Genomic DNA, 17,207 nt, shown 5'->3' with positions numbered 1-17,207 from the left:
GGAAATTATTATAAATATCAGGTTATATCAGTCAGTGCCCGTGTCCGTCTGTCCTTCATCACCCAGTCCTGCTCCTCTATCGCCTCCAGTATCAGGCCTCTGACGTATTCGATGTCTGCCCCATATGCTATCACCGCATCGGTCTCGACCCTGAAGACCTTGTCCGGCACCGAGTAGTTCGTTACGAGATTCGAACCGATGAGCGAGTTGGGGACGGCGACCATCCGCTTGTCTCTCGTGAGAATGCGGGTGGACCGCCAGCCGACCTCCACCACATCTCCCCGCGTCTCCAGCTCCTGGATCTCGATGCGGTCGCCGACCCAGACGGGGCGGTCGATGCTGATCACGATCCCGCTGAAGATGTCGTTGATGATGTTCTCTGCGGCGAGTCCCACCACCAGGGCGCCCAGGCCGAAGGAAGCGATGGCGGCGGTCAGAGCCGAGCTGCTGATATCGAAGTAATCGAGGAGGATGATGTGCGCCAGTGAAAAAACGACGATGATGACGATGTATTTCACGTTCGGGACGATTTTTCATGCGTTGTGCCCTCGATCCGGGGTGCGGCCATCGCCAAGTACCAGTCCGCAGCGGCGCTGATCAGGCGGAAGGCGAAGTAGAGCCCTACAACCCAGTAGATGATGAAGAAGAGGTCATCAAGATCGGGAGCCTCCGGCACGATGAACCGGACGACCTGTTGGAGTCCGAAGACGATGAGAAAGATGTAGACAAACTGCTCAACGAGGGAGAGTATTCTTCTGTCGGGTGCCAATCCGGCCTTCAGGATTGTCGGCCAGAGCCCGCGCCGCATAATGACCCTTGTGGTAACGAGGGCGGCACCGGTGAGAAGCAGAATTATGAGTATTTCACCGATGTTTACGCCGATTTCCGTGAGAGACTCCAGATCCGCCACAGATCATCGAACTCCCCGTCCGCCAGGCCTATCGTCTCCCTGTACGCGAATCCGGGAACGTATGCCTGATGCAGGATAGATGGTTATTATATTTTTGCAAAAATAATTTTTCAGGCCTGATGAGGTGGCGATCTCCCACGACATTGCATCGTTAACGGGTTCTGAGCCCGCAGCACTTCTTATATTTCAGCCCGCTTCCGCATGGGCAGGGATCGTTCCGACCCACCCTGGCCTGGTTAGCAGGCCCTTTCTCCCTTGCGGCGAGCATCGGCATCACCTCATCCGCAAACCGCCCCTGTCGGAGCAGGTCGGCCATCATCCGCATCGGGCGGTCGGCGTGGGCGAAGAAAGCCTTGTAGCCTTTGCAGAGGTAGTTGAGTCCCGCCTCGCCGTCCGGCGTCTCGATGAACCGGTTCTTCGGGCATTCCCCGTTGCAGATGGCGAGGAACGCACACTCCCGGCAGTACCGGGGGAGCGTATCACGTTTGACTGCCCCGAACCTCCGCTGCTTCTCCGAGCCCACGAGTTCGGCGAGCGGTGTCGTGAGGATGTTGCCGAGGAGGTGGTCCGGTTCGACGAAGTGATCGCAGGAATAGAGGTCTCCGTTGTGCTCGAGCGCCACGCCAAGGCCGCAGGTCGGGGAAAAGACGCAGACCGTCCCCGCCATCCCGAGCCAGCCCGCGAGCGCCCCGTCGAAGTTCAAAACAAACATCCGGCCCACGTCTCTCCTGACCCACTCGTCGAAGATCTCGATCAGGAACCGTCCCCACTGATCCGGCCGGACGGATCGGTCGGTGACCGTGTTCCCTTCCTGAAATCCGGTCTCGTTATTTCGCTCCACGATGGGAATAAACTGGATATATTGCGCAGAGAGTTCGTCGCGGAAGAATCGGTATACCTCCTGTGGATAGTCGGCGTTCGTGCTGTTGACTGCGCAGAGGATGTTGTATTCGACCTGGTGTTTCTGGAGCAGGCGGGCGGCTTTGAGAACCCGGTCAAACGTGCCGCGACCCCGCCTGTCTCTCCGGTAGGTATCATGCAGTTCCGCGGGGCCGTCCATGGAGAGGCCAACGAGAAATTGATTCTCATGGAAGAAATGGCACCATTCGTCATCGAGGAGGATGCCGTTTGTCTGGAACGTGTTCTCGATACGGGTTTTGGGTTTCGCATACTTCTTCTGCACCTCCACGGCTCGCTGGAAGAAGTCCAGCCCCATCAGGGTCGGCTCTCCCCCCTGCCAGGCAATCGTCACCTGGGGCACGCGATGTCCCTCGATGGTCTGGCGGATATACTCCTCCATCACCCCGTCGGTCATCCGAAACGTGCTATCCGGGTACAGCTCCTCCTTCTTCAGGAAAAAGCAGTAGGCACAGGCAAGATTGCACCGTGCACCGGTCGGTTTGGCCATGACGTGGAAGGCGGGGGGCACCTCACCATCAGATCCGCTCATCGATCACCTCTGTTCCCGTAAGGACGATTGAAGCTCCCGGGAATTGCAGCTCCTTTCCCCTCCCTTCGTTTGATCCATGATCGCCTGCTTTACTGCTCTCTCGATGCATAAAGGTGAGGGTTCTTTCTCTGCATCTCGATGAACCCGGGTATTTCTCAAGTTTTAACACAGGCCGCCGCCCGTTGCTTCCTGCCCCTTTTCGAGAACCCGGTCTCCTCTCAGCCCGTAGTGCCCGCCTGCACCTTCGGGCGGATGGTCTGGACGATTTCAACGACGTTCGCACTGTTGGGGATGTTCTGCACGACTTGACTGAGCTCTTCATACGCCGCAGTGAGTTCGTTGACCCGGATGTCGGCGAGCCGGCCTGCAGAACTCCTGACATTCTCCCTGGCAGACTGCACCTCACCCTGTGCGTCCCGAATATCTCCCACCGAAGAGGTTGCATTGACGCTCTGCAGATTCTGAAGCGCTACGCCGAGTGCTTCAAGGTCCCGGCAGAGCTCTGCCTCCGCCCGTTCCTGGGCAGGTTGGACGCACCCGGCAACGGCGCAGCCCAGAATGAGTATCCCGGCGACGAAAAACATCCCTGATTTCATAACCCTCTCCCGAACAGAATGGCAATTGCTGCTCGCGGCGGGAATAACGGCAGAAGGTATATAAAAATAGTGGAGTGCCGAACCCCGATCCGAAGAGCTGTTCCTCCGCCGTCGGGTCGATGTCCTCTCTCCTCCTGTCAGGCCGGGGTTTCGCTCCTCTTCATCGCGGTCGACCGGGATTTGATCACGACGTCCCGCAGCGGTGTCGCCCGGATGTGCATGCTTATTCTCCATACCATTACCCCTGAAGGGATTCAGTACCCGCATAGATACGCATAGGTCAGGCGGTAGTGTGCTGCGGCAGACCGAGTGGAGCCCGGGCGACGATGTCAGCAGTCCTAACCGAGCTGTACTCAACCGATCTCCCGGTCGGCGGGATGAACTGTCTCCTCCGGGTTACCGGTGAGTGGCCAGGTCAGAACCTTGATCTCCAGAGCCGGAACCTTCCGATAGATCCTGCGTCTGTGCATCAGGTGCCGGTAGTCGTACACGAAATACTCGTAGGTGTTCCAGATGGTCACCCAGTTTAAAATGGTGATCAGGCCGCCGAGGAGGATGACAACGAGCGACTCGAGATAGCTCGCAAAGATGCTGAAGAACAGCACCGCGATGGTGGCATTGAAGACCGCAATTGCGAGGCTAATCCTCCCTTCACGTAGTGAAAGTCGGGTTTCGTGGTCGAGGTCACTTAACCGGAACAGATACTGCCGGCGGATGGTGTCGGGCAGGAGCATCTGCATCTCCGGCGAAACCTGATCCTGTGGGAGGCTGATGTTGAGCCCTGCGAGATTCTGCAGCCTGCACTCTCTGAGATACCCGAAAATATACTCCTCGGCGAACTCCGTGAGTTCCCGTTCCGGCAGAGGAGAAGAGTCCGCTGGATCGAGAAGTTGATCGAGTGCTTTAAACCGGAATTCAACGTGCATCACACCGGCGCGTTCAAACCTGGCTACCCTGACGTCACGCATACGCTCCATCACTTCCTGCTGGTGCGGTTGCCGGTACGGGATGGATGTCCCCGCCGCCCCGCTCTGCCGCTCTCAAAAATGATTACGGAGAGGGAGGCGGCACTTCTGCCTTTGCTGGCAGCCCGGTGCTGAATGCGTCGCGAAGACGCTCCTCCTCCTCGCTTGAGAGCGACGTCTGGATTACGGTGCCGTGATATCCCTTGATGGCGTCGATTACCTTGTCCGGCGTCATCTTCTTGATCAGCAGAAAGACGGCAGAGTTCCCGGGCTGGACATTCTCGGCCACTTCCTTGATGAATTTGTCATCGATGCCGTAGTCGGAGAAACGCCCGCCGAGGGCGCCTGCAATTGCGCCTATCGCCAGGCCGAAGATCGGCATGAAGAAGATAAGCCCGATCAACAGACCCCAGAAAGCGCCGGAGAGCGCACCCAGGCTGACCAGATCGGTGCTCTGCTTGATCTCGGTCTTTCCGTCCTTATGGTGGACGACGACGACCAGATCCTCCAGCTCGATAATGTGCTCCTTGGTCAGATCCACCAGTTTATCACGGACCGTATAGGCTGTGGATTCATCGTCATACGCAATAACAACAAGATCGCTCATGGTACCTCCTGCGGGCGTCCCGCCCTCCCGGTTCATCCCCTGCAGGGCCGGTGCACGGCGGATACGCGCAAGCATACCGGCACAATCCGTGCACTGGAATATATAACTACCTCCTCCTCTCCCCTCGTTCCCGGAGACTCATTCCTGCCTGGGTACCCATTTATATACTGCTGTGACGAGAGGGCTTACTTGAGTCCGGTGCCAAAGGCTCTCCCTTTCGCGTGCGGGAAAACAATGGCTTGAGAGAGGTTCTTAACATGAATTGGTCGTTCATCCTCGGCATCATCCTGCTCTTCGACATCTTCTTTGCCATCGTTGTCGTCTTCGTCGAGCGGAAGAATCCTACGTCGGCGCTGGCATGGCTGATGGTCCTCTTCTTCCTGCCCGCGATCGGGTTCGTGCTCTACCTGCTCTTCGGGCAGAACTATACGCGGCGTAAGATGTTTACCGTCAAAGAGGCGGGTGACCGGAGACTCAAGGAGATATTTGAGGAGCAGCACCGCGATCTGGTCGACAGTCACTTCCGGTTTGCAAACCCGGACGCAGAACCCTACCGCGATACTATCTTCGCACTTCTTCAGAATAACCGGGCGTTCCTGACAGAGAACAATCGGGTCGAGGTCTATACCGACGGGAAAGAGAAGTTCGATGCGCTCTTTGAGGCGATCAGGGACGCCCGCCACCATATCCATCTAGAGTACTTCATCGTGAACAATGACGAACTCGGGCGTGCTGTTGTCCACGCGCTCGCAGAAAAGGCACGCGAGGGTGTTGAGGTCCGCCTGCTCTTCGATGCCATGGGAACCCGGGCGGGGAAAGGATCGAAGAAAGCCTTCCATGAACTGACCGATGCCGGCGGACAGATCGGGGTATTCTTCCCCTCGATCTACCGATTGAACTACCGGAACCACCGAAAAATCGCCGTCATCGACGGAGCTGTCGGTTTCATCGGCGGTTTCAATATCGGGGACGAGTACCTGGGCAAAGGGCCGATGGGCTACTGGCGGGATACCGCGGTGAAGATCACCGGGCAGGCCGCAAGCCTGTTGCAACTCCGTTTTTTCCTAGACTGGCAGTTCACGACGAAAGAGTCGATGGAGGTGGTCGAACAGTACTTCCCCGGGGTTGAAGGGTCCGGCACCACGCCGGTCCAGATCGTCTCGGGAGGCCCCGATACCCGGTGGAACCCCGTAAAGGAGGGGTACATCAAGCTGATCAACTCCGCCCGGGAGTCCTGTTATGTTCAGACGCCCTACTTCATCCCCGACGAGAGCATCTCCGACGCTTTGCGGCTCGCAGCGCTCTCCGGCGTCGACGTCCGTCTTATGATCCCCTGCAAACCTGATCACCCCTTCGTCTACTGGGCGTCCCTCTCCTTCGCCGCCGACCTGCTCGATGCGGGAGTGCAGGTCTACACTTACGACAACGGCTTCATCCATGCAAAGACCGTCGTGGTCGACGGGAAAGCCGGTTCCGTCGGCAGTGCGAACTGGGATGTCCGCAGTTTCCGGCTGAACTTCGAGGCGAACGCCTTCTTCTACGACTCGGCCGTCGGGAGCGAGATGAAACGGCGATTTATTGAGGATCTCGCCGTCTGCACCGAGCTAACGCCGGAGCGCTACGCAGAACGGCCGACCCTGATTAAGATCAAGGAATCGATCTCCCGGCTCTTCTCTCCGCTTGGCTGAGCCGTACCCGGCGCATCCCGGCTACCCGTTTCTCCCGGTACGCCGGGACTGGATGAACCGCTCGATGCGGGGGCGGTTCTGCTCCCATCGGGCATGCAGAATCGGCACCGTATAGGGAAGGTGGTGCGGCAGGGCCGCCGTCCCCGTCACCGCTTTGCCGAGGATCGTCCGCTCCTCCCCGATGACGATCGTCTCGCGCCGGAGAATCGCCTCCAGGAGTTCTTCCGCCGTCTCGGCAGAGGCGCAGGTGACGACTCCCCCGAGCTCGTGGAGGAGGTGGGCGTCAGTTCCTCCCGTCCTGCCGAGCCGGTGCTTCCGTGCGAGTTCCGCCGCTCTCCGGTTGTGGGACCGTGCCATCCCGCCGCAGATAACTTCGAGGGCGTCGAGGCGGGAGAAGAGATCTTCGCCGATACATTCCCCGGCGATGCACCGCTCCACCCCCCGGTTCAGGAAGACGTATCCGCACGGGTGCGCCTCAGCGGCGACGCACGGATAGCCCTCTCGGGCGTCGAGTATCTCCTCCGTGGTCAGCCGTATCCCGATATACGGGGCTGACCGTGTATTTCTCTCGATGTACCCGGTGTAGAACTCCCGAAGGTCGCCGTATGAGGCAAAGTAGAGGAGGATATGCGGGCCGTCGTCTGCACTGATCTCGATCCCGGGGACGACCGGAACACCGGAATCCAGCCGCAGGGCTTCAAGGACACCGCTTATCCGATTGTGATCGGTGATGGCGAGCCCGATCCCCTGTCGGGCGGCGAGTTTGAGGGCATCCTTCACTCTCGTCGGAGAGTCCGAATGGTTTGTGTGGACATGCAGATCCACGGGCAGCAGGCCCTGGCGGCGGAGCTCCCCCGGTTCGGGGCGGGAGAAGCGGATCCACCCGCCATCATCGGCTCGGCAGTTCATCGGATTGCAGAGGTGTGCACCTGCCGGGGCAAAAAAGGTTCTCCCGCACCCGGTCTCGCCGGTTTATCACCGGCTCTGTACCGGGATCGCCTCGCGTGGGGCAGCCTGGGGCTCGTCTCTTCCGAGCCAGCCCCATGCATCCACCTGCCGGCTTTCCCGGAAGTACCGGACGTCGATATTGGTGAAGCCGACGAAGAGTCCCGGAAGGTGGGTCATCCACTCCCGCCACTGCTCTCCGCCGACGATGGCGATCCGGTCGACGGAGGCGATCCCCGGCCAGGTCTTCAGTTCCTCCCAGTAGCCTCCCGGTCTCCAGCTGTGGAACCTCTCGATCTTCAGGAGAATTCTGGCGTGATCGCACGTTTCAAGAACTTTTTCGATCTCCGGGAGGAGTGTTGCCCGGTAATCGCTCTCGCTCAGTTTCCCGTCGAATCGGAATCCGACTACGCACCCTGAACTCTCTTTCATCCGGTCAAGCATGGATGCCCCTTCGCAGTCAGAACAGATAAGCGTTCTCCCTTTGTTCCGGGATGGATCAAGGTCCGGATATCGACGGCACCTTTGCCGTATGCTTCCCGCCCGCCGCAACCCAGTCCCACGCCTCTTCCCGCCGCCCGGGCGGAAAGAACCGGACGGTGGCGCCGGCCGATGCGAGGGCGGACTGAAGTGCCGTTTCCGTCCACGTACCATGCTCCTCTTCCGGGACGACAACGGCCAGGCGTTCGATAGACCCGGGCAGTTCATCCGGTATCGCCTTCTGCAGGGCTATCTCCGGGTCTTCGCCTTCGAAGTCCCGGATCTCGAGGAGCAGGCGGATCACCCCGTACTCTATGAACACCCGCTCGAGATCCGTGATGAGAATTCCGGTCAGATCGTGTCCGGTAAGCGTTCCGCCGATCCGAAACCCGATGATGTTTCCCACGCTCGCATGCAGCAGTTCGATCATGCATCCGAACTCCTGCCAGGAGTTCATAAAAGTATGGATGCCGGGATCCATGATGATCCGGTAGAGCCTGCAGAGCCCTTCAGAGCAGACGTCTCGCTCAGCCCCGGTGGGTGAAGCACCGGTGCCATGCGGCTCTGAGCGCCGTTACCTCGCCGCGGATCGCGCCGGCCGTTTCGGATGCCGGTGTGCCGTCCGGAACCGCTGCGAACGCTCTCTCGAGATCCTCGTGTGCCGCTGCGAGATCTTCGGTATCCGGACCCCCCGCTTTCCGGACTCTCCCGACGGCTGCGGAGACCTTCTCCCGTGCGTCCGGGACTGCCGTCCGCGAAGTGGATTCATCGAGATGCTCGAGTTCGATGAGTGTCTGGTCGAGTTCGCGGAGCGCCTCGCCGTACCGATCGTCGCCGGGGTTCCCGGGCGAGAATGCGGCCAGAACCGCAGATGTCCCGGCAAGGGTGAAGAGAAGGGCGATGACAATACATATTGCTGCCAGAAAACCTCGCGTCCGATCGTCCTCCTGCACGTCCGGTGGTTGCACGGCTCGCCTCCTCTCCTGCTGGCCGGGGTATTCCTGTATCCCCGTAGATATCTCTTGCGGTGCTTCTCTTCGGGCGTTACTTCCCTTCCTGCAGCCAGTCCCATGCCGCTTGCAGGTTATCGCTCCGGAAGTACTCGACTCTGGTATCGGTGGGGAGGAGGACGGCTCCGAAGAGCCGAACCCCGAGCACCCCGGTTCCTGCATCGCTGACGATGGCTATCCGCTTGATATGCTTTACTTCAGGGGAACTCTTTAGTTCCTCGTAGATTGCCCCGGATGTCATCCCCTTGAATCCGTCGAGGTGCAGCAGCAGATGGATATGGTGGTATGTCTCGATAGCCCGATGCAGTTCCGGGACGAGGATCGCCCTCGCCTCCTCGGCGGTGAGCGTGCCGCTGATCCGAAACCCGATGATCCTGCCTGAACTTCCGGCCATCCGTTGGAACATGCCCTCCCCTCTGGGTGAAGGAGAGAAAAGTCTTATGGCGTGCAGTCGGCGGGGTAACCGGTCCGGGGCAGCATACGGGTACGTGCTAGGTCAGTTCCTCCTGCCGGTCCCCCCCGCTCATCAGCGTTGCGAGCCAGCGGGTTTCATGCCAGTTCTCAAGGAGCATCTTCACGGCGAGCGTCAGGGGCACTGCGAGGAAAACGCCTGCCGCCCCGAGGATGAATCCCCAGAAGATGACCGAGGCCAGCACGACGAAGGGTGAGAGGTCAAGCCCCTCGCCGGCCATCTGCGGGAACAGGATGCTCTCCGCGATGAAGTTGACGATGGTGACTCCGACGAGGATGATCACGACGGCGAGGGGTCCAAGCTCCAGCCATGCCAGGATTGCAGCGGGAAGGGCAGCGAGGGCGAGGCCGATGTACGGAATGTAACTCAGGACGAAGGTGAGCAGGCCCCATAACAGGGCGAAGTCCACACCGAGCGCGTAGAGGAGCGCTCCGACACCGATCCCGGTGATCAGGTTGACCTTCGTCCTGACCACGACATAGTCGATGAGAATCCGGCTGGACTGCCGGAACCGTCCGACCAGTGGACTCTTCGGCCCGAGCCGCTGTTCTATGCCGGTCGAGAGCCGGGAGGCTTCGAGCAGGAGAAATCCGGTTCCTATCAGGATAAGAACGAGATCGAAGACGGCGGTGCTGAGGCTGCGGAAAAAGGCTGCCAGCTGACCGATGATCATCCCCCGGTCGAGCAGGTCGAAGAGCTGCAGTGACGCCGTATCGACCCCGGATGCCGCCAGCATCGACTGCAGATCAGAGAGCCGGACCTGCACCTGTTCCTGGTAGGCCGGCAGCGCCTCGACGAGCTGGTTGAATGCCACGCCGACGAACGCCGCCAGTGCGACAGAGGCCGCGATCAGCCCGGCGATGAGAACACCGGACGCTGCGGCGGTCGGCAGCCCCCGCCGTTCGAGCCATCGGAGCAGCGGAACGGTAACCATGGCGAGGAAGACGGCGAGGAGGAGGGGGCCGAGGATCGAAGATGCAGCCCGCATCCCCCCGAAGAGGATGACGATACCAGCCCCGATAGCGAGGAGCCTGACCGGAGGGGAGATGGTAGGAGGGGTCACTGGCGATCACACTGAACTACACCTTCCCTGCACGTAAGGTTTGCCGTTGCGAGGCAGGGACTGCTCTCCCCGGTGCATGCCGTGGCATAGGCGACCTGCCCGATCCGTTCGTCGGTGTTTGGGATACGCGGGCTGCCTGACCTCCCGGTTAACAGGCTGCATGCGAAGAGAAGCGGCGGAGAGCGGTTTCACTCTCCGGATAGTAGTGGGCCCGGAGGGATTCGAACCCACGACCGCCCGGTTATGAGCCGGGCGCTCTGACCGGACTAAGCTACGGGCCCAAAATGATGCCTGCCGTAGAGAACCTCGGGGAAATGCGGCAAAATCTCTGTATCTCCCGGCATTACCGGAACCCCGGTGCATATAGAGATCGCTCTCTTCTCTTAAAAAATTATGCGCGGCCGGGTAGTTGCCGAATCATCCATTATCGGGAAGTGCGGGGGTTCGGCGATTCCCGGATGCGTGAACTCCGCTCGCCTCCTGGATTTGAGCGCGAGGCATCCCGTACTCTGGAGTTGTCTACAGGGTGACAACCGTCTCACGACCTGATGATCCCGCGGCCGGGGGATCGATTCTGTAGATAGACCCATGGGAGCCGGAGAAGAGCACGATCCTTATATCTCTGGACGGTGAATAGTATAGTAGCGCGGCAGGTCGCTACATGCGACTCCTGCAAAGCTCTGGTAATAGCGGCCATAGCAGTGGGGAAACACCTGGACCCATTCCGAACCCAGCAGTGAAGCCCACTTACGTAACCCGTTGTACTGAGGTACGCGAGTCCTCGGGAACCTGGATACGCTGCTATTACCTTCCCTCTTCACTGAAGTGTCTGTTTTCGTTGTGTGGTGAGTATCTGACTTGTGATTGCTCTCTGCAGAGGTACGCCTTTTTACTTTCTGGAAAACGCATTTCTCATTCCCTATCCCGTCCTGCTGGTCGCTCCCGGAGCATCGGCAGTATCTGTAACTCGTGACGCCGACAGGTGGATGCTTCCTCATTCATCCGATCGTCATCTTTCCCTTCACGGAGTTCGGAATACCGATTTTTCGGCCGGCGCACCGGAGCAGTTCTGGTAATCCGCCGCACTCACCTCCGGCGATCTTCACGCTGTGGGCTGGATCTGAAGCGTTCTCGTTTTACTGTTGCTCTAAAATGTATGCCGGCATGGTGATCCGCGGCAGGGGCCGTCCGTGGAAAATTAAGACGGGCGACTACCATTAGGTGTATTATCAACACTCATTGCTAATATTTTTAAGGCATGTGCGCGTAATTCAGATCCTTAATCCGATATTCATGAGGAAATAACATGAAAAACTATATTGGTATTACTCTCATCGGGCTCCTTCTCATCGGCATGGTTGCCGTTGCAGGTTGTACCGGCGAAGCCGTGACGTCGCAGGAGGCCGGCAGCGCGTCCGGAACGGAGATCGCCGTCACCGACGGCTTCGGGAGAACAGTAACGATTCCGTCGCCTGCAAAGAGCGTTGTCTGCTCCGGTTCAGGCTGCCTGCGTTATCTCGTGTACCTGCAGGGGCAGGATCTCGCGGTCGGTGTCGACAGCATCGAGAAGGAAGATCGGGCGATGGATGCCAGAGCCTACGTCCATGCAAATCCGCAGTTTAAGGATCTCCCGCTGATCGGCGAGTTCCGGGGCAAGGACGACCCGGAGAAGATCATCGGCATCGGCCCGCAGATCGTCTTCAAGACCGGCTCGACCGGCACGGCATACGCGACGAGCGCTGATGACGCCGAAAAACTCCAGGCCAAGACCGGTATCCCGGTGGTTGCATTCCCCTATGGTTCTCTTCGCAATGACGCGGAGAAGGCTGAATTCTACAGTGGCCTCAGGGTCATGGGCGAGGCGATCGGGAAGCAGGACCGGGCAGAAGAGATTATCGCCTATATCGAGGCGACGATGACCGATCTCGAGAACCGGACATCCAACATCCCCGAGTCCGAACAGAAGACCGTCTACGTCGGCGGTGTGAGCTCGGCCGGAGCCCACGGCATCATCTCCACCGAACCGGCGTACCCGCCGTTTTCTTGGGTTAACGCAAAGAACGTCGCGGCGGGCATGGGTGTGGCGCATGCGGATGTTGCCAAGGAAGCGCTCGTCGACTGGGATCCGGACTACATCTTCGTCGATATCGGCACCATCCAGATGGAGAGCGACGGCGCGATCGGGGAACTGAAGAACGATCCCGCGCTGCAGGGGCTCTCTGCGGTGAAGGGTGATAACGTCTACGGCGTCCTGCCCTACAACTACTACAGCATCAACTACGGCTCGGTGCTCGCAGACGCCTACTTCGTCGGTAAGGTTCTCTATCCCGACCGTTTTGCCGATATCGATCCTGCGGAGAAGGCTGACGAGATCTACACTTTCTTCGTCGGGGAACCGGTCTTTGATGGAATAAACCGGCAGTACGGTGGTCTGGCATTTACACAGATTCCCCTATGAGGGAATGATGAACGATGATACCCGAAGCAGGAAACAGAGGAGGTGAATGGTATGCACTTCGCTGACGGGACGGTGCCGCAGGATTACCTCGCCTACGTCCGGAGAAAACATATCTGGCTCATCGGCGGTGTCCTCGTCCTCTGCGTCCTGTTCGTTCTGTCGATATCGGTCGGTGCGGTGGCAATTCCCGCTTACGATGTGTTTCTCACCCTGGTGAACGGCCTCATCGACAGGGTCAACGGGGCGCTTCACCTCGGGATCCCTCATCTCGGCGATATCGTCTCCCACAAGTGGGATGCGATTGTCTGGAATATCCGGCTTCCCCAGGCACTCGCGGCGGTCGTCGCCGGCGTTGGACTCTCGGTCGCCGGCGTCGCGATGCAGTCGATCCTCAGAAACCCGCTCGGCTCGCCGTTCACCCTCGGGATCTCGAATGCCGGTGCGTTCGGTGCCGCCTTCTCGGTGATCATTCTCGGCGCCGGTACCATGCAATCGAGCGTTGCGGACGCCGTCACGATCAACAACCCGTACGTGACGACGATCATGGCGTTTCTCTTCTGCCTCCTCGCGACGGCGATGATCCTCGGCATCTCGAGGGTCAAGGGTGCGTCGCCGGAGGTTATGGTGCTCGCGGGCGTCGCGCTCTCGTCGCTCTTCACCGCAGGGACGATGTTCCTCCAGTACTTCGCCGACGATTCGCAGCTCGCTGCCGTCGTCTTCTGGACGTTCGGCGACGTCGGGCGGGCGACCTGGCAGGAGCTCGGGCTGATGACCGTCGTCGTAATCGGTGCGACGCTCTTCTTCGCCGCCAACCGCTGGAACTACAACGCCATCGATGCCGGTGACGAGACCGCGAAAGGTCTCGGCGTCAATGTCGAAAGGATCCGGCTCGTCGGGATGGTCGTCGCCGCGCTCGTCTCCGCCGTGATTGTCGCGTTCCTCGGCGTCATCGGGTTTGTGGGGCTTGTCTGTCCACACATGGTTCGCCGGGTCATCGGGGACGACCAGCGGTTTCTGATCCCGGGTTCGTGCATCATGGGCGGAATCCTGCTCCTTGCGTCGGATACCGCCGCCCGGCTGATCGTGGCGCCGTATGTCCTCCCCGTGGCGGTTCTCACCGCGTTTATGGGCGCTCCGGTCTTCATCTACCTGCTCCTCCGGGGGTACCGGCGATGATCCTCTCCGTCGAGGAGCTCCGCTTCCTCTATCAGAATCGGGCTGTACTCCACGAGATCGCGTTCACTATCGAACCGGGACAGACCGTTGCCGTCCTCGGCCCGAACGGCGTCGGAAAGACGACGCTCCTCAAGTGCTTAAACCGGATCCTCCGCCCGAAGAGCGGGTCGGTTCTCCTCGACGGCGAGAACCTGCTCGGCCTCGATACGATGGAGATCGCCCGCCGGGTCGGTTACGTCCCCCAGCGTGTCGAGACCGGCAGACTGACCGCGTTCGATGCGGTGCTTCTCGGCAGGCGTCCGCATATCGGGTGGAACCTCGCCGAGCAGGACCTCGCTATCGTGGATGCCGCCTTCAAGCGGCTTTCGATGGAGCATCTCCGCCTCTCGTATATCGATGAGATGAGCGGCGGCGAACTCCAGAAGGTCGCCATCGCCCGGGCGCTCGTCCAGGAGCCGAAGGTTCTGCTCCTCGACGAACCGACGAGCAGCCTTGACATGAAGAATCAGGTGGAGATCCTCGCGACGATCGTCCAGATCGTCCGGCAGCACAATATCGCGGCGGTGATGACGATGCACGACTTGAACCAGGCTCTCCGGTTTGCCGACCGGTTCATCTTCATGAAGGATGGCAGAGTCCACCTCCACGGCGGCCAGGAGGATGTCACTGCGGAGGTTATCAACGAGGTCTACGGACTTCCGGTGATCATCGGAGAGCTTGGGGGTATGCGGTGCGTCGTGCCCGAGCGGTGTAGCGTTGATTGACTATCAGAATAGTACCAGTAGTAACGAGATGATTCAGTATGGAAGCAGATAATGCACACGAAAACAGATATGCGTCGTTTGAAGACCTCATCCGGTTCCACGGCCATGCCTGTCCCGGCCTTGCCACCGGCTACCGGGCATCCCTTGCCGCGATGAAGGCGCTCGGGGTCGAAAGGCCGTATGATGAGGAACTGGTAGCGATCGCGGAGACGGACGCTTGCGGCGTGGACGGCATTCAGATGGTCACCGGCTGCACCGCTGGCAAAGGCAACCTGATTATCAGGGATTACGGGAAGCACGTCTTCACCTTCATCAGTCGGGAGAGCGGCCGGGCTGTCCGCGTCCTGGTCTGCAATCCGGATATCCCGGAGAAGTCCGAGATGGACGACCTGCGGGGGAAGGTCTTCTCCGGCGGTGCGGCCGATGAGGAGCGGCGTCGGTTCTACGAACTGATGCAGGTGGTGACAGAGCGGCTCCTCACCCTGCCCGAGGAGAGCGTCGTCGCCGTCCGGGAGGTATCGGTCGAGCCACCGCAGACGGCGCGGATCTTCGCCTCAGTCGCCTGCGCCTGCTGCGGGGAGTCGGTCGCCGATGCGAAGATGCGCACCCTCGACGGCGAGCGGGTCTGCATCCCCTGCTACGAAGAGCGTGCGTCAGGGCGGTAGCACCTCCTGCCCCCTCAGGGTGCCGCTTGCGTGATCGGAAAGTATATGTCTCTTAGCCAGGTCTACTGGGAGCACCGGGGGTCTGGCTTTGTATGGACGATTACCATATCTCACCAACCTCCTCCTCCGGAGGGTCGAACAGATACTTGGGCTTACACGACTGGTTTCACAACCGGATACCATTCAGATTGAACCCACAACCCGGTGCAATCTCTCCTGCCCCTTCTGTGAGCACTCTGTCTGGAGCAGAGGAGGAATGGACTTACTGTTTTCAGATTTTGTGAAGATTGTAGAGCAGTTTCCCTATCTGAAGCGAATCCATCTCCAGGGCATCGGGGAACCGCTCCTCTGCAGGGATCTCTTGCAAATGGTGCACTACTGTACAGGCCGCGGCATCGCCGTCGGGACAACAACGAATGCCATGCTTATCGATGAATCCGTTGCTCGTCAGCTGGTTGCATCCGGGATAGATTCGGTGACGGTATCCTTCGATTCATCTTCTCCCTCCACCTTTGAGAGGATCCGGAGGGGCTCTTGCTTTGACACAATCCGTAGGAGCGTGCAGACTTTGGTGGAGCATCGGCGGGAGCCCGGGAAACCACGGCTCTCATTTTTGTTCACGGGGACGACTGAGAATATTCACGATCTCCCGGATGTTGTTACGACGGCGCACGAGTGGGGGATCGGTCACGTCTTTGCCCAGGAGGCCTTAATCTTTGGGGAAGACGCGCTGGATCAGCGCATGACCGGCCTGAAGTTGAGCGAGAATCCGGAGAGCACCAGAACCGTTCTGCGTGAGGCGGCACGACGGGCTACAGAGTATGGAATCCCGTTTGAGTGGTTCGGCCTGCGGAATGGGGGAGCTATCGGTACTGATATTCCCCCGTATCTGCACGGGGACGTGCGGCTCTGCAGAAACGCCTTCAGGTCCTGCTATATCACCGTCGATGGATATGTGGTGCCCTGTTCGTGCTATCCGGACCCTGAGAAGTTCAATTTCGGCAATATTCTGAAAGAGAACTTTTCAGAGATCTGGAACGGTGAAAAGTACGTGGCTTTCCGCAGAGCGAAGCTCTCCGGGCAGGCCATACCGCTCTGCTCCGAATGCACGGTCCCGAAACTCTGACCGGGGAGCAGAGCCTCCTCATAGCCTTCCGGGTGCGGCCAGGCTACGCCGGACACGGAAGGTCGTCAGGGACATATACACAAAATAAGCAAAGGAATCGAATCCGACTCCGGGACGCCGCCAACAGGACTCGAACCTGTGACATGCTGGTTAACAGCCAGCCACTCTACCAACTGAGTTATGGCGGCACAACAAAGTGCTCTATTAAGGTCTGCGGCAATCCTATTAAAGATTACGGGAATTATCTTCCTTGAGGGTCTGCAGGAGCCCGATGAGCTCGTCGACCTGACCGTCCAGAGCCCGGATCAGCTCTTCGGCGCGTGGAGTCGCCACCGCTCCTGCCGGCGACGCGCGGAGGTAGCCTTCCTGCTCAAGGATACGCAGTGAGTAGCGCACCCGGTGGTACGGGAGATCGAGGATGTCCGAGAGCTTCATAATCCCGATCGGCTGGTGCTCGGCGACCGCCCGTATCACCTGCAGGTGCCGGGTTACGAGTTCTATCTCGGACTTCAGTTTCTCAAGCATGCCTGCCGGACTCCCGCTGCTGTCGTTCTCCCTCATGTCTTCCCGTTATGCGTGCTCGTCGAGCCAGAGTTTCGTTGCCCCGTAGCGTTTCCGGAACGAGAGCGACGAAACCAGCGCGATGGCGAGCAGTACGACGGCAATGGCGATCGCCGTGGTGCTCGACGAGTACCGGAAGAGTATAAAGGCGCCCATCGCAACACAGAGGATGATAATATTCAGGATCACCGTCAGGACGATGAACTTCCCTTTGAAGACCTGTTTGGTTGCCTCATCCATCATTCATACTTGAACATGATGGTAAAAGTAC

Annotated in this window: 20 protein-coding genes, 2 tRNA genes and 1 rRNA gene; 7 read left to right on the top strand and 16 right to left on the bottom strand. The window is 59.4% G+C overall.

The annotated features are described in order from the left end of the window. Positions 1–17: 17 nt before the first annotated feature. From ABH15_RS00865 to ABH15_RS00840, 6 genes are all read right to left on the bottom strand, one after another. Complete coding sequence (locus ABH15_RS00865; RefSeq protein ID WP_164913597.1) at positions 18–518, bottom strand: mechanosensitive ion channel family protein; 501 nt, start codon at positions 516–518, stop codon at positions 18–20. Then, a complete protein-coding gene (locus ABH15_RS00860; protein ID WP_128692482.1) occupies positions 515–910 on the bottom strand; it encodes a hypothetical protein in 396 nt (131 codons plus the stop codon). The genes ABH15_RS00865 and ABH15_RS00860 overlap by 4 nt, the downstream gene beginning before the upstream one ends. A 151-nt stretch (positions 911–1,061) precedes the next feature. Beyond that, positions 1,062–2,360 carry an anaerobic sulfatase maturase gene (locus ABH15_RS00855; protein ID WP_128692481.1) on the bottom strand — a complete coding sequence of 433 codons (1,299 nt, stop codon included), beginning with the start codon at positions 2,358–2,360 and terminating at the stop codon, positions 1,062–1,064. Positions 2,361–2,578: 218 nt separating this feature from the next. Continuing rightward, the gene (locus ABH15_RS00850) at positions 2,579–2,956 is read right to left on the bottom strand and encodes a hypothetical protein (protein WP_128692480.1); all 378 of its coding nucleotides are present in this window, start codon (positions 2,954–2,956) and stop codon (positions 2,579–2,581) included. Positions 2,957–3,309: 353 nt separating this feature from the next. Further along, entirely contained in the window at positions 3,310–3,924 is a 615-nt protein-coding gene (locus tag ABH15_RS00845) for a hypothetical protein (protein ID WP_128692479.1), read from the bottom strand. Positions 3,925–4,006: 82 nt separating this feature from the next. Beyond that, complete coding sequence (locus ABH15_RS00840; RefSeq protein ID WP_241647959.1) at positions 4,007–4,603, bottom strand: DUF1269 domain-containing protein; 597 nt, start codon at positions 4,601–4,603, stop codon at positions 4,007–4,009. Positions 4,604–4,785: 182 nt separating this feature from the next. Here ABH15_RS00840 and cls point away from each other — a divergent pair, with 182 nt between their 5' ends. Next, entirely contained in the window at positions 4,786–6,216 is a 1,431-nt protein-coding gene (gene cls / locus ABH15_RS00835) for a cardiolipin synthase (protein ID WP_128692478.1), read from the top strand. A gap of 21 nt (positions 6,217–6,237) precedes the next feature. Here cls and ABH15_RS00830 read toward each other — a convergent pair whose 3' ends face one another. The 7 genes from ABH15_RS00830 to ABH15_RS00800 all read right to left on the bottom strand — a co-directional run bounded on the left by ABH15_RS00830 (position 6,238) and on the right by ABH15_RS00800 (position 10,467). Next, positions 6,238–7,125, bottom strand: a complete 888-nt coding sequence (locus ABH15_RS00830) for a PHP domain-containing protein (RefSeq protein WP_128692477.1) — start codon at positions 7,123–7,125, stop codon at positions 6,238–6,240. A gap of 66 nt (positions 7,126–7,191) precedes the next feature. Continuing rightward, the gene (locus tag ABH15_RS00825; RefSeq protein ID WP_128692476.1) at positions 7,192–7,605 is read right to left on the bottom strand and encodes a SpoIIAA family protein; all 414 of its coding nucleotides are present in this window, start codon (positions 7,603–7,605) and stop codon (positions 7,192–7,194) included. Between the two features lie 55 nt (positions 7,606–7,660). Continuing rightward, on the bottom strand, positions 7,661–8,071 hold the full coding sequence (locus ABH15_RS00820) for a SpoIIAA family protein (protein ID WP_164913596.1): 411 nt from the start codon (positions 8,069–8,071) through the stop codon (positions 7,661–7,663). Positions 8,072–8,168: 97 nt separating this feature from the next. Then, complete coding sequence (locus tag ABH15_RS00815; protein ID WP_128692474.1) at positions 8,169–8,609, bottom strand: hypothetical protein; 441 nt, start codon at positions 8,607–8,609, stop codon at positions 8,169–8,171. A gap of 76 nt (positions 8,610–8,685) precedes the next feature. Then, positions 8,686–9,057, bottom strand: a complete 372-nt coding sequence (locus ABH15_RS00810; protein WP_128692473.1) for a SpoIIAA family protein — start codon at positions 9,055–9,057, stop codon at positions 8,686–8,688. A gap of 85 nt (positions 9,058–9,142) precedes the next feature. Beyond that, the gene (locus tag ABH15_RS00805; RefSeq protein ID WP_128692472.1) at positions 9,143–10,186 is read right to left on the bottom strand and encodes an AI-2E family transporter; all 1,044 of its coding nucleotides are present in this window, start codon (positions 10,184–10,186) and stop codon (positions 9,143–9,145) included. 206 nt (positions 10,187–10,392) lie between these two features. Beyond that, positions 10,393–10,467, bottom strand: a tRNA-Ile gene (locus ABH15_RS00800). A 404-nt stretch (positions 10,468–10,871) separates the two neighbouring features. Between ABH15_RS00800 and rrf the strand changes: the two genes are divergently transcribed. The 6 genes from rrf to ABH15_RS00770 all read left to right on the top strand — a co-directional run bounded on the left by rrf (position 10,872) and on the right by ABH15_RS00770 (position 16,375). After that, positions 10,872–10,993: ribosomal RNA gene (gene rrf, locus ABH15_RS00795) — 5S ribosomal RNA — on the top strand. Between the two features lie 499 nt (positions 10,994–11,492). Beyond that, positions 11,493–12,644, top strand: a complete 1,152-nt coding sequence (locus ABH15_RS00790) for an iron ABC transporter substrate-binding protein (protein WP_128692471.1) — start codon at positions 11,493–11,495, stop codon at positions 12,642–12,644. Positions 12,645–12,695: 51 nt separating this feature from the next. Further along, positions 12,696–13,820, top strand: a complete 1,125-nt coding sequence (locus ABH15_RS00785) for a FecCD family ABC transporter permease (protein ID WP_128692470.1) — start codon at positions 12,696–12,698, stop codon at positions 13,818–13,820. After that, on the top strand, positions 13,817–14,584 hold the full coding sequence (locus tag ABH15_RS00780) for an ABC transporter ATP-binding protein (protein WP_128692469.1): 768 nt from the start codon (positions 13,817–13,819) through the stop codon (positions 14,582–14,584). The genes ABH15_RS00785 and ABH15_RS00780 overlap by 4 nt, the downstream gene beginning before the upstream one ends. Before the next feature lie 38 nt (positions 14,585–14,622). Next, positions 14,623–15,249: an FmdE family protein gene (locus ABH15_RS00775; protein WP_128692468.1), complete on the top strand. Its 627-nt coding sequence runs from the start codon at positions 14,623–14,625 to the stop codon at positions 15,247–15,249. An 88-nt stretch (positions 15,250–15,337) separates the two neighbouring features. Beyond that, positions 15,338–16,375 carry a radical SAM/SPASM domain-containing protein gene (locus tag ABH15_RS00770; protein WP_164913595.1) on the top strand — a complete coding sequence of 346 codons (1,038 nt, stop codon included), beginning with the start codon at positions 15,338–15,340 and terminating at the stop codon, positions 16,373–16,375. Positions 16,376–16,490: 115 nt separating this feature from the next. Here ABH15_RS00770 and ABH15_RS00765 read toward each other — a convergent pair. The 3 genes from ABH15_RS00765 to ABH15_RS00755 all read right to left on the bottom strand — a co-directional run bounded on the left by ABH15_RS00765 (position 16,491) and on the right by ABH15_RS00755 (position 17,176). Further along, positions 16,491–16,563, bottom strand: a tRNA-Asn gene (locus ABH15_RS00765). A 37-nt stretch (positions 16,564–16,600) separates the two neighbouring features. Next, on the bottom strand, positions 16,601–16,900 hold the full coding sequence (locus ABH15_RS00760; RefSeq protein WP_128692466.1) for a hypothetical protein: 300 nt from the start codon (positions 16,898–16,900) through the stop codon (positions 16,601–16,603). Positions 16,901–16,945: 45 nt separating this feature from the next. After that, entirely contained in the window at positions 16,946–17,176 is a 231-nt protein-coding gene (locus tag ABH15_RS00755) for a hypothetical protein (RefSeq protein ID WP_128692465.1), read from the bottom strand. Positions 17,177–17,207 lie beyond the last annotated feature (31 nt).

This window comes from Methanoculleus taiwanensis (assembly GCF_004102725.1).
GTDB classification, from domain to species: Archaea; Halobacteriota; Methanomicrobia; order Methanomicrobiales; family Methanoculleaceae; genus Methanoculleus_A; species Methanoculleus_A taiwanensis.
Note: the sequence above shows the minus strand (reverse complement) of the source record. Positions and strands in the feature narration are given on the sequence as shown.

Bases quoted from the DNA above. Each gene is read 5' to 3' on its own strand.
- ABH15_RS00775 (WP_128692468.1), top strand. From the start codon at position 14,623: ATGGAAGCAGATAATGCACACGAAAACAGATATGCGTCGTTTGAAGAC.
- ABH15_RS00760 (WP_128692466.1), bottom strand. From the start codon at position 16,900: ATGCTTGAGAAACTGAAGTCCGAGATAGAACTCGTAACCCGGCACCTG.
- ABH15_RS00785 (WP_128692470.1), top strand. From the start codon at position 12,696: ATGCACTTCGCTGACGGGACGGTGCCGCAGGATTACCTCGCCTACGTC.
- ABH15_RS00810 (WP_128692473.1), bottom strand. From the start codon at position 9,057: ATGTTCCAACGGATGGCCGGAAGTTCAGGCAGGATCATCGGGTTTCGG.
- ABH15_RS00780 (WP_128692469.1), top strand. From the start codon at position 13,817: ATGATCCTCTCCGTCGAGGAGCTCCGCTTCCTCTATCAGAATCGGGCT.
- ABH15_RS00850 (WP_128692480.1), bottom strand. From the start codon at position 2,956: ATGAAATCAGGGATGTTTTTCGTCGCCGGGATACTCATTCTGGGCTGC.
- ABH15_RS00755 (WP_128692465.1), bottom strand. From the start codon at position 17,176: ATGGATGAGGCAACCAAACAGGTCTTCAAAGGGAAGTTCATCGTCCTG.
- ABH15_RS00820 (WP_164913596.1), bottom strand. From the start codon at position 8,071: ATGATCGAACTGCTGCATGCGAGCGTGGGAAACATCATCGGGTTTCGG.
- ABH15_RS00845 (WP_128692479.1), bottom strand. From the start codon at position 3,924: ATGCGTGACGTCAGGGTAGCCAGGTTTGAACGCGCCGGTGTGATGCAC.
- cls (WP_128692478.1), top strand. From the start codon at position 4,786: ATGAATTGGTCGTTCATCCTCGGCATCATCCTGCTCTTCGACATCTTC.
- ABH15_RS00855 (WP_128692481.1), bottom strand. From the start codon at position 2,360: ATGAGCGGATCTGATGGTGAGGTGCCCCCCGCCTTCCACGTCATGGCC.
- ABH15_RS00840 (WP_241647959.1), bottom strand. From the start codon at position 4,603: ATGCTTGCGCGTATCCGCCGTGCACCGGCCCTGCAGGGGATGAACCGG.
- ABH15_RS00790 (WP_128692471.1), top strand. From the start codon at position 11,493: ATGAAAAACTATATTGGTATTACTCTCATCGGGCTCCTTCTCATCGGC.
- ABH15_RS00825 (WP_128692476.1), bottom strand. From the start codon at position 7,605: ATGCTTGACCGGATGAAAGAGAGTTCAGGGTGCGTAGTCGGATTCCGA.
- ABH15_RS00830 (WP_128692477.1), bottom strand. From the start codon at position 7,125: ATGAACTGCCGAGCCGATGATGGCGGGTGGATCCGCTTCTCCCGCCCC.